The organism is Methanohalophilus sp. DAL1 (assembly GCF_001683555.1).
In the GTDB taxonomy this organism is placed as follows: Archaea; Halobacteriota; Methanosarcinia; order Methanosarcinales; family Methanosarcinaceae; genus Methanohalophilus; species Methanohalophilus euhalobius.
The window spans coordinates 1-10,063 of sequence record NZ_MAFX01000035.1; the positions used below are offsets into that span (position 1 = coordinate 1).

The window sequence follows — 10,063 nt, forward strand, 5'->3', positions numbered from 1 at the left end:
ATGATGGAATCGAAAAATATGGCAGAATGTCAGAAAGCACCGCTAAAACGATTATTGGACAGATACTTTCTTTGATTTGATTAAGGTCAACTACGCATCCTTTACGAAAGTGACTTGAAAGCAGTCAACCACAGAACCCAGGGACTTTAGGCGTGGGAGGTATATCAAGTTTCATTTCCAGTCCGGCGCCTCGCCACTTCTAAGCAGCAGGAAATCGATCTCTGAGTGAGTCATTCCTTTTCTTTTGGCTTTCCTTTTTATGGATTTGACATATTTTTCTTCATCTTCAGGCTCAAGCATTCTCAAGAAATAACAGATCCAATTCAGATAGGCTCTCTTGCCAGGCAGCCATGACCTGTTCTCTACACTTTTTATCACATAATCCAGCACAAATTCAAATTCACTGAGTGTGAGGGGTCTCTTTTTGAATACTTCCGTCATAGTCGCGATAATCGATAACTCAAGGGGATGGGAGAAATAACTGATTTTATTCTCCAAGTGAAACATTATATTGAACAATCTCATTTCAACGTCATTATCGGTCAGATCCTGGTCCTGCTTATAATAGTACTGAGCGATGGTATGCTCGAGTTTGCCAATGTGGAAAGTATATTCATCCGGTCTTTCTTTCGGGTCCATACCTTCTTTGATCTCTGCAGTATCCTCATCAAGCAAATCGGCCAATGAATTGTCTTTATCTATATTTTCATTCATGTTTTGTCCCCTTAATCACAATTTTAGGCAAGTAATGGATGAAAAATTTAGTTGTAAAAAGCAATTCATATCTGGTGGTGCAATTTACATTGAACACAAATCACGGGATTACAGGTATGTCCTGAAGTCTTAGGAATGCTTGTCAGCCACCCAGACCAATGTTAATTGACATTCAAGCCTTTGCCGTCAGGGAGGGGTGGTTGACATTTCGTCAATGAGATAAATTTATCCTTTCTTCCAGACGCTTGTACATTCTGTCCATGAATTCCTCCCTATCAATCAAATCCATCATCCTTGTGAGAATATCACTATAGGTCTCCCCTTTATGGCCATAGTTTTTCAGTCTGTCTCTTATCGCTTTTGTTGTGGGGATAGTCGTCGTCTGGCTAACGTGTGTACTCATGTGTCCTATCTCCTATGATTATTAGACGTGTCAACTAATTCTTCTGGATGAATGCTTAATTGACATTTAACCCACTTCCGTTAGGGTGTAGTTGACTGCAGCCAAATTCAGCATTATGGGTATATTTGTTCACACGTTATTTATATTAAGTGAATAAAAATGGACATGAGATATGTCCCTGTGCAATTATAGAGCCTCTCACCTACTATAAGCAATCCTGTCCAGTTTCCTGGAAACCTCCGGCTTGTAGTAAGCCTCCCCGCAGGTATCACACACATAGGCAGATACTCTCAAAGAAACACGTTTCCCATCTGCTTTCTGGATTTCCACGTCGGTGTCTTTCTCAATCAATTTGCCCTGGCAGAAATTACAACTGTCCGGTAACATATTGATTCATATCTTCTGGATAGCCCAAATAGTCTTTGTCTGGAAGGAAATTTCTGGCTAATATGCAAAGGATTGATTTTATATATTATTGTTTGCACAATAATTGTTGTGGCAATAAAAAGTGAATTCATCATCAGGCAGCCAGAACCAGCTGGTAGATATAGATGCCTGCAATCCCGGATTGATAAATCCGGGCTTGTCTTCCATATACGATAAATCCTACTATTTTATCGAATACAGTCGACAAAATATACAGACATAATCTGTATCATTTCACCCTACTGTACCATCGCACAGCACCCACCATACAGATCACAATCCCGAATACCTCCGATATAAAAACCATCGATATGGCCGGGTCATAGCAGTTGGAGAAAACGTGCATCAGGTAATCCAGAAATCCGCCTGCAATCTCATCGGCCGGGAAACTCCAACCCAGAAACGGCCAGAACAAAACTTCGGGAGTCTGCCACATCGAATCTTCCAGTAAATGCAAAACTGCTGCACCGGGCAATACCAATAAGAAATCTGCCCGCCACTTCTGCCATATCAAAACAATAATGAGGCCAACCAGTATCCAGAAACTCAGGGTATGGGCAAATATCCTGCCGCTTGCAAGGGTATCTGCCAGCAAAAACCGGCCCAGCGGCTTGTCGATCAGATCCGGCAGCAGCGCTCCTATTGCCACAAACCCATAATTCACTTTGCCCTGCAACCTGGGCAGCCATTGCTCTGCCAGATAGAAGGCAAGTAAGGTCAGTCCGATATGGCCAAACACAAACATCAATGGTGGAATTATCAATAGATGTGTTTAAGTTTATGCTTATTTTTTAAATTTAGAGCAGGAAGTATCCTGCTCCATTTCAGCGATCGCCCTTTTGCCTGGTCAGAAGTGCTGCACCTGCAATGATTGCTGCTGTCGGATTGATACTGAGGCAGCAGGACTGATTTGAAGTAAGCGGAAACCTGCTTTATTATTATTTTTTTAGGACTTTTCTTCTTCTCTCAGTGTATTGAAAATTCGTTTCCCGGCTACAATATGAATTCTATACCTGCTGACCGAATAATATTTAAGTATTGTAACAATTGATTCTGCAATCAATTTGAGGGTACATATTGGCGGATATAAAAAAAATCCCTGTTGACATACAAATTGTCGTAGGCCTGGTACTCCTGACGGCAGTATTTATTCTTATTCCACAGCTCAGTGATTCAGCCATACGTACTGTGCTGGGTCTGCCCATGGTATTGTTCCTTCCGGGTTATGCCCTGATTGCCGCCCTATTTCCCAAAAACGATGACCTGGATGGTATTGAGCGTGTGGCCTTGAGTTTTGGTCTTAGCATTGCCGTTGTGCCTCTGATTGGCCTGGGATTGAACTACACACCCTGGGGTATCCGTCTGTTGCCTATCCTGATCTCATTATCCATCTTCACAATCGGTATGTGTATCATAGCCGTGGTGCGCCGCTCCAATCTGGTCGAGGAAGAAGCATTTTACGTCCCCCTAAGGCAATCCTACGAGTCCCTGCAGGATGAATTTCATTCAGAGTCCCAATCTCGGCTGGATAAGGCACTAACAATAATTCTGGTAATTTCGATTCTGGCCTCGGTCGTGACCCTGATCTACGTGATAGTGACCCCCAAACAGGGCGAACAATTCACCGAATTCTATATCCTGGGCCCGGGAGGAATGGCGGATGATTACCCGGTCAATTATACTCTCGGAGACAGTGGAAAGGTAATTATCGGGGTGGTAAATCATGAATATGAGGATGTCAATTATACTATTGACATACAATTGGAGAATCAATCCCTGCAAACCATACAAGAGGTAAACCTTGAGCATAATCAGACCTGGGAGCAACCTGTCACGATAACTCCGCCGTTTAACGGCACGGACATGAAACTGCAGTTTTTGCTTTACAAGAATGGTAATTACACAGAATCCTACAGGGACCTGCATCTCTGGATCAATGTATCGGAGGATGCAAATGAGTGAATTTCATCCTTTCAAAAACATGGATCTGCCGGATCTTTCAGATGTACAGTTTAACCGGGATTCAGCTGTAATCATGGTGCCGGTACTGCTCATTATGCTGGCAGAACTGCTACTTTTTGCCGAAATGGATTATCTTTCCATCTGTATCCATGTGGCTTTACTTCTCGGCCTGCCCCTGGCATCAATCCATTTTAGCAAAAAGGAAGTCACAATGGCCTTTCAGGCCCTGATGTTGCTGCCTCTGTTGCGCCTGGTAAATATCTCGATGCCTATCTTTTTCGATACGACCCTGTACGTATTCATATTCATTTATGCCCCACTTATAATTCCTGTTTATCTGGTTGCAAAAGATCAGGATATTACGCTTTCTTTAAGGGGGTTTAGGGATGTAAACAGGATGTGGCTGGTTTATATATTTCTGGCAATTCTTGTGGCGATTCTGATTGCCCAGGGAGAATATGCAATCCTGGCGAGTAGTTACCTGATTTCGGATCTGTCATTTATCAGTTTGCTCAAGATTTCTCTGGTAATGGTGATTTTTGTGGGTTTTGTTGAGGAGTTGATTTTCAGGTTCATACTCCAGACCAGGCTTGCAGATACTTTTGGAACATGGCCGGGTCTGATTATAACCAGTCTTTTGTTCGGTGTTATGCACTCGGGTTATGGTGCCCCTTTAGAAGTGTTTATGACGGCATTTGCAGGACTGATTCTGGGTTATATGTTCCTCAGGACTAAAAGTATCTCTTTTGTTTCTTTAACCCACGGATTTGTAAATGTATTCCTTTTTGGAGTAATCCCTCATCTGGGTCCCGGGTTGGGCCTGTTCTGATAACTAACAATCAACAGTCTATGAGATAGACTGCATTTCAAACCCAGTTCAAAACAATTCAAAATAAGTAAAAATTATGTGGGAAAAAGAGATGTAAAGGAAAATTACACTATTTCTGCTACCTTGAACACAACGATGGCCACAAAAGCCACCAAAAGTGGCATTATTCCCATGTTAAGAGATGTATTGAGTGTTTTATTCCATTTACTGGAAGCGGAAAGTATCTCTTTGGCTGATAATAGTAGAATAAGGCCGATTACAGCCAGTACGCCGTATTCCGGCAGTCCGATGCCCGTTGTCATTGAGATAGCACCTGCCGCGGATGAAATTGCACTGGTTGTTGAAATTACACTGGTAAGCACTATTATCCACTTCCTACCTATGTATATAGAAATATAATTATTTAAGTCTTTGCTTTACTCCAAATGAGGTTGTGATTTTTTAATATAATCAATTCATAGTGTGTAGTATTGGAATACTATGAATAATTATGAAATAAAAAATTAAATGTAAAAAAAGAGAAAATAGTTTCACACTATTTCTGCGACTTTGAATACCACTATTGCAACGAAAGCCACCAACAGTGGCATAATTCCCATATTCAGGGAGGTATTGAGTGTCCTGTTCCATTTGCTGGAAGCGGAAAGTATCTCTTTTGCCGATAACAATAAAATAAGTCCTATTACTGCCAGTACTCCATACTCCGGCAGCCCAATACCTGTGGTCATTGAAATGGCACCTGCCGCGGAAGAAATTGCACTGGTTGTTGAAATTACGCTTGTAAGCATGATTTTCCTCTGAAGTTCCTATTTTTAGGATTATAATATTACTATTAATAGGTATTGGTTTTTCCCGGAAAGAATATGCAGGTAAAAAACCTGCATATCAATTCCTTTACAGTTTTCTCCTTCTCAAAAGACCTGCTACTGCCAGCAATCCCGCAATGGCAAAGATTGCTTCAAATCCAGGTATTCCTTTATCTTCTTCCTGTGCAGTTACTGTGATCAGGTCCGTCTTCTCCACAACATCGGCTCCACCTTCGCCCTCAACTGTCAGTACAACAGTGTAGGTGCCAGGTTCTTCATAGGTGTGGGTTGGGTTCTGTTCTGTTGATGTGCTGCCGTCACCGAAGTCCCATTGCCAGGAGTCGACATTATCTGCCTCTGCTGTAAAGGTGACTTCCAATGGACTCTGTCCTTCTACAGGAGTTGCCGTGAAGTCCGCCTCCATCTCTGCTGGGCCAGTAACCGGTGCAGATTCCGTGTCAGCCACAATTGCGAAACTGGAAAAGCCCGGTGTGTCTGCAGTATAGTACACCTTATCTTCATCTTCTCCGATCATTGTGGTTGGAAGGGGTGTCCATTCTGTGGTGTATCTCAGCAATCTGATGTTTGAAGAGTCCACATCATTTTCATCCAGCCAGGTTTTGTCCACACTGAAGGAGATCGTAGCATCCTCGATCACATCTTCATAGAGTCTTGAACCTATCCAGATGTTAATATTGCTGTAGAGCAGACCTGACGGCTTTGTATCAACCAGAGTGGATGTGTCTTTCAGTACTTCGACTACTACACTGGTATAGCCTGCATTGATCAGCGGCGTGAAGATAATGTTTTCCACCGGTCCGCTGCCTTGAGCGAAACTGTAATCTGTCGGGGTATTCCTGGCTATGTATTTACCGGCTACTTCTCTTTGTTCAACGTTTTGATAGGATTCTCCACTTACAGCAGCTCCACTGACGCCTCCATCACTTCTACCTCCTCCGGCAGAGCCATTATCCTCCTCTTCTGCAGATACAGCAGGGTACTGGTTGAAGGCAAGTAGATCTCCTCCTGATCTGACCATTGTAAATAGGATATAATCGCCTTCATCAAGTCCTGCAGTATTTAAATTCAGGGTTGCAGTGGTATCAGATGAACTTACTTCTTTAATGACGACTTTGTCCTGTCCGGCGCTTGCATTGATCTTATCCTTGAAATCAGATGATGCTGGATTAGAGAAATCAATTCCTGTCAGAGATAGCCCTTCAAGAAGGGATACGTCATTTACGGATGTATTGAGGCCTTCTCTGCTTCCGTTGTATTGCATGTAGGCTTCTGCCCGGTATTCACTTTCCTCAATGTACATTGCTTCATATGTATAATCAGATAGAGGAGCATTCGGCATACTGATGGTAACTTTTTTTCCGCTTTCAGTATCTTCCACTTTTACAGTAGAATCGTAGTCTAAAACCGTGAATGCGGTGGCTGAGAGTAATCTATTGGTTGTGGCATCATCTTCCATGATCACTACTATATAGTCAGCAGGGTCAAGAGAGTCATAATTCACAGCGCAATTTCCTTTTTCATCAAGGGTTTTAATATCTGGATCTTTATCAGAATTCATCAAATTTGCAATATTATCTTTGTTTCCATCCATCAGCTTATCAATAGCCGAATACAATCCGGAAGCATTTGTCTTGATCAACGATATTTCCACAACTTTACCAGCAAAAGATTCTGAACCATCAAAAGTAAAAGACACATCATCACCAGTGACATACATCGGATGTGTTTTGTATGGATAGATGATAGTGTGGTCAGAGTAACTATCCACATTCAGATCGATGTCGACAGAAATCCCTTTTTTTGTGAATGTGGATTTATTTATTCCGTTATAAGTAAAAGAAATGGGATAGGGCAACTGGAATGGTTCTCCGCCCTGTAATTGTATCCAGTTGCCGTCTATATCAGACTCGTGGTTGGTAAAGTTAAACGTGGTGTCATCAACTGTCATATTCATAATGACATCATCGTTGGTTGCTGCTCCTGCAGATCCAAAAATAATCAATGCCGCTGATATTATAAGCAAAAATAATACAAAGATGCTATGTTTTAGTTCCCTCATATGTTCTTAATTCTCCGGTATGGTGTAATGTGTTAGGATTATAATGGCAATTTGCTTTTATTGATATTATGGTTACAAATTTTCAATTGATAAAACTTGTCCCTGAAAACTAATATTAATATGAGATTATCAAATTAGCTTTTCGCTTTAAAAGTGTAACTCATTTTCTCATTACCACTGAACGTTGCATGAGCGTAGCTCATGCATTATATTTATATATAAGAAAATATGCCAGTTCATGAAATATTATCACAATGTTTTGGACGGAATCTATACCAGAGATTCAATAGTCAGTTATCTGAACAAAGACAGCGTATCAATATGCCAGTTATTGTATTTCCTGGATATCGATGACATTGCTTCCTATGTAGAACGTAATTATTATGCCGATAAGGATTGGCACTTCAGGTATAAGATTTCTTCAATGATAAAGTTCATCGTTGTAAAATCCTACAGAAACCTCTCTTTTGAAAAAACAATATCTACCTTAACAAATGAGAAAGCCAGACTTCTGTGTTTTGAAGATGATAATGGTATTATTAATCTTCCCTCTCATGCAACACTGTTACTACTATGTAGTAACTCCCGTTAAATCTTCGATTTAACGCGATTAACCATTTTGTAAAATACAGGTTGGGGGAAGAGGGATTTAATGAAATAATGTTCAGGATTGGAAAGAAAATATCCAGAATTACAAAGATCAGGGATGTGAAAACAGATTCGACATCTCTTGAAGCATCCAGATATGATGGATATGCGGATTATAATCCGCATTACAAATGTAAGATGGATAAGGCACATATCACGATGATTGGTACACTTCCAATCTATATGACACATACAAAAGGTGCTGCAAATGATTCACCCGATGTATTGGTAAAAATGGGAGTGGACATCGATACTTATGCACTGGATGGGGGGTATGATTCGTTCAATAATCATGCTGATGTATAGTATAAATTGAAGGCAATACCTGTTTTGCGTGTATTCTTCTGATTCGAAAATACATAATGAGGGAACGATGAAACGAATAGATCACTGGGTCAATAAGATGTGGAAAATCGGCGGATCGATTCATATGAAGTATGAGAAAAAACTTCGTTTGCTCTATGAAAACGGAAGGAAAAAACAGGTAGGGATGCACCTGCGCAATAAACTTAAAAAATGGTATGCCAATATCGGACATACCTCATTGTCTGTTTTTCTTCATTTTCCAGGCCGTCATTGCTACCAGCCCAGCCACAACTCCTCCTATGAGTATCCACTCAGCATTCAGACCCTGTCTGGAATTTGCTGGTGTTTCAGAGCTGTCTTGTTGTCCGTTTTCAGCTGTGGTGTTTGTCTGATTACTATCAGTTTGATTATCAGTATTTGTTGTTTGCCTGGCTTCCCCTGCAATCGCAAAGGGAGAAAAATGAGTGACATTTGCTTGGTAAAGGGTATATTGATCATCCTTGGAGATCATATCCGTAGGCAGTCGAGTCCATTGGTCAGCATCCTCCTCATAATGCATTAAAACAACTGACTTTGGTTCAATGTTATCAATGTTATTATCCTCTATCCAGTTGTTTTCAACCTGGAAAATAACTTTTGCAGATTTGATATTTTCAGGAATCGCAAAACCGGCGTTTCCCACCCATATGTTAATGTGCTTATAAACGTTGCCATTTGGCTCTTTTTTGACCATTACTGATGTATCTTTTAAAACTTCTATTCGTACAGGTACATTCATTACAGTGATAGCGGATGTAAGATTGATGGACTTGATAGGGACTTCGGGGTTGGAAAAACGAAATTCCACTGGGGTATTACTGAAAACCCTTTTTGTGCTCAGTTCTTCTACATCCACATTATTATCTGAACTGTCCGGAGTGGAACCGCCTCCACCTCCTGAACTACCTGAGCCTCCGCTACTGCTGCCTGGAGACCTCAATGTAATAGTTTTTGTCTCACCTGCCACAGTTACTTTGAATTGTCCTGGAGGAATACTGATTGTATTATATTCTCCCTTAAATACACCATTTTCTACGTCTATATTCTGAGAAGCTGTAATTGTAAGATCCACAGAACTTGTTCCGGTTGCAGCCGGACCGTCAATTTGTATATCATAGGTTCCAGAAGGCACATTTGACTGGGATACTCTTGCCACACCCGAGGAGGATACATATTCTGCACTTTTTGTGATCCAGAATAGGATTTTGACCCGCACATTCAGATCCTCGACTCCCTCTGCCTTTACCATAAATGTATTGGATCCCTTTGGAATTTCTACATCATTGATGCGGTATTTATATTCTCCGCCTTTTACTGGCACGGTCTTGGTAAATTCCACATTGGCTTTAACCGAGTCGGCAGAAGATGTGCCGCTTATTGTAATTGTATCTCCAACTGTCGGATTTGAAGGAGACACTTCAAAAGCAGAGGCTGTGGAAATTCCCAGTATCAAAGCTATAAATAGTAATAATATACACTTATGTAATCGTTTCAATGGTGACACCTTTTATTGATATTATTGATATACTATACTCTCTTTTTCTACTAACAGTTTATATTTGTGATGTACAAAAAACTATCGAATATTTGTCATTCACAGACCAAAACCTAATATCAATTGGACACATCAGACTTAACAGAAAATGATACCAGAGGATACTGAAATGGATGTAAAAAAGGCCGTGATACCGGTGGCGGGGCTGGGGACCCGTTTCCTGCCGGTTACAAAATCAATGCCCAAAGAGATGCTGCCGATAATTGACACTCCTGTTATCCATTATGTGGTGCAGGAAGCCATTGAATCCGGGATAGATGACATCATATTTGTAACCGGGCGCAACAAGCGGGCG

The 10,063-nt window shown here is 41.1% G+C and carries 12 protein-coding genes and 1 pseudogene; 5 read left to right on the forward strand and 8 right to left on the reverse strand.

Translation table 11 applies throughout. The features are described 5' to 3' along the window. Positions 1-171: 171 nt before the first annotated feature. The 3 genes from A9957_RS07325 to A9957_RS07335 all read right to left on the reverse strand — a co-directional run bounded on the left by A9957_RS07325 (position 172) and on the right by A9957_RS07335 (position 1,504). On the reverse strand, positions 172-714 hold the full coding sequence (locus A9957_RS07325) for a hypothetical protein (RefSeq protein WP_105461106.1): 543 nt from the start codon (positions 712-714) through the stop codon (positions 172-174). A 211-nt stretch (positions 715-925) separates the two neighbouring features. Further along, positions 926-1,117 carry a hypothetical protein gene (locus tag A9957_RS07330; RefSeq protein WP_105461108.1) on the reverse strand — a complete coding sequence of 64 codons (192 nt, stop codon included), beginning with the start codon at positions 1,115-1,117 and terminating at the stop codon, positions 926-928. A gap of 198 nt (positions 1,118-1,315) precedes the next feature. Beyond that, a complete protein-coding gene (locus tag A9957_RS07335) occupies positions 1,316-1,504 on the reverse strand; it encodes a YgiT-type zinc finger protein (protein ID WP_292343702.1) in 189 nt (62 codons plus the stop codon). Between the two features lie 121 nt (positions 1,505-1,625). On the opposite strand from A9957_RS07335, the gene A9957_RS07340 reads away from it, so the two are divergent. Continuing rightward, positions 1,626-1,766: a hypothetical protein gene (locus A9957_RS07340; RefSeq protein WP_164909092.1), complete on the forward strand. Its 141-nt coding sequence runs from the start codon at positions 1,626-1,628 to the stop codon at positions 1,764-1,766. A 6-nt stretch (positions 1,767-1,772) separates the two neighbouring features. Here the strand turns inward: A9957_RS07340 and A9957_RS07345 are convergent, their stop codons facing one another. Next, the gene (locus A9957_RS07345) at positions 1,773-2,306 is read right to left on the reverse strand and encodes a metal-dependent hydrolase (protein ID WP_292343704.1); all 534 of its coding nucleotides are present in this window, start codon (positions 2,304-2,306) and stop codon (positions 1,773-1,775) included. Between the two features lie 314 nt (positions 2,307-2,620). On the opposite strand from A9957_RS07345, the gene A9957_RS07350 reads away from it, so the two are divergent. Beyond that, positions 2,621-3,505: a DUF1616 domain-containing protein gene (locus A9957_RS07350; protein WP_128754784.1), complete on the forward strand. Its 885-nt coding sequence runs from the start codon at positions 2,621-2,623 to the stop codon at positions 3,503-3,505. Continuing rightward, positions 3,498-4,334 (forward strand): CPBP family intramembrane glutamic endopeptidase, encoded by an 837-nt coding sequence (locus tag A9957_RS07355; protein WP_292343706.1) that lies wholly within the window; start codon positions 3,498-3,500, stop codon positions 4,332-4,334. Before A9957_RS07350 ends, A9957_RS07355 begins: the two co-directional genes overlap by 8 nt. A gap of 104 nt (positions 4,335-4,438) precedes the next feature. Here A9957_RS07355 and A9957_RS07360 read toward each other — a convergent pair whose 3' ends face one another. The 3 genes from A9957_RS07360 to A9957_RS07370 form a co-directional block, all read right to left on the reverse strand. Continuing rightward, on the reverse strand, positions 4,439-4,696 hold the full coding sequence (locus A9957_RS07360; protein ID WP_013036595.1) for a hypothetical protein: 258 nt from the start codon (positions 4,694-4,696) through the stop codon (positions 4,439-4,441). Between the two features lie 168 nt (positions 4,697-4,864). Next, the gene (locus tag A9957_RS07365) at positions 4,865-5,122 is read right to left on the reverse strand and encodes a hypothetical protein (RefSeq protein ID WP_013036596.1); all 258 of its coding nucleotides are present in this window, start codon (positions 5,120-5,122) and stop codon (positions 4,865-4,867) included. Between the two features lie 106 nt (positions 5,123-5,228). Continuing rightward, positions 5,229-7,220: a TIGR04279 domain-containing protein gene (locus tag A9957_RS07370; protein ID WP_292343707.1), complete on the reverse strand. Its 1,992-nt coding sequence runs from the start codon at positions 7,218-7,220 to the stop codon at positions 5,229-5,231. Between the two features lie 226 nt (positions 7,221-7,446). Between A9957_RS07370 and A9957_RS07375 the strand changes: the two are divergent. Further along, positions 7,447-8,376 (forward strand): annotated as a pseudogene (locus A9957_RS07375) (ISNCY family transposase); the annotation flags it as partial. Between the two features lie 33 nt (positions 8,377-8,409). On the opposite strand, the gene A9957_RS07380 reads toward A9957_RS07375, so the two are convergent. Beyond that, complete coding sequence (locus A9957_RS07380; protein WP_292343708.1) at positions 8,410-9,666, reverse strand: PGF-pre-PGF domain-containing protein; 1,257 nt, start codon at positions 9,664-9,666, stop codon at positions 8,410-8,412. A 211-nt stretch (positions 9,667-9,877) separates the two neighbouring features. On the opposite strand from A9957_RS07380, the gene A9957_RS07385 reads away from it, so the two are divergent. Further along, positions 9,878-10,063, forward strand: a 186-nt coding sequence (locus A9957_RS07385; RefSeq protein ID WP_292343710.1) for a sugar phosphate nucleotidyltransferase, incomplete at its 3' end; no start/stop codon positions are given.

Coding starts and splice junctions, on each gene's coding strand:
- A9957_RS07325 (WP_105461106.1), bottom strand. CDS start 714: ATGAATGAAAATATAGATAAAGACAATTCATTGGCCGATTTGCTTGAT.
- A9957_RS07330 (WP_105461108.1), bottom strand. CDS start 1,117: ATGAGTACACACGTTAGCCAGACGACGACTATCCCCACAACAAAAGCG.
- A9957_RS07335 (WP_292343702.1), bottom strand. CDS start 1,504: ATGTTACCGGACAGTTGTAATTTCTGCCAGGGCAAATTGATTGAGAAA.
- A9957_RS07355 (WP_292343706.1), top strand. CDS start 3,498: ATGAGTGAATTTCATCCTTTCAAAAACATGGATCTGCCGGATCTTTCA.
- A9957_RS07365 (WP_013036596.1), bottom strand. CDS start 5,122: ATGCTTACAAGCGTAATTTCAACAACCAGTGCAATTTCTTCCGCGGCA.
- A9957_RS07370 (WP_292343707.1), bottom strand. CDS start 7,220: ATGAGGGAACTAAAACATAGCATCTTTGTATTATTTTTGCTTATAATA.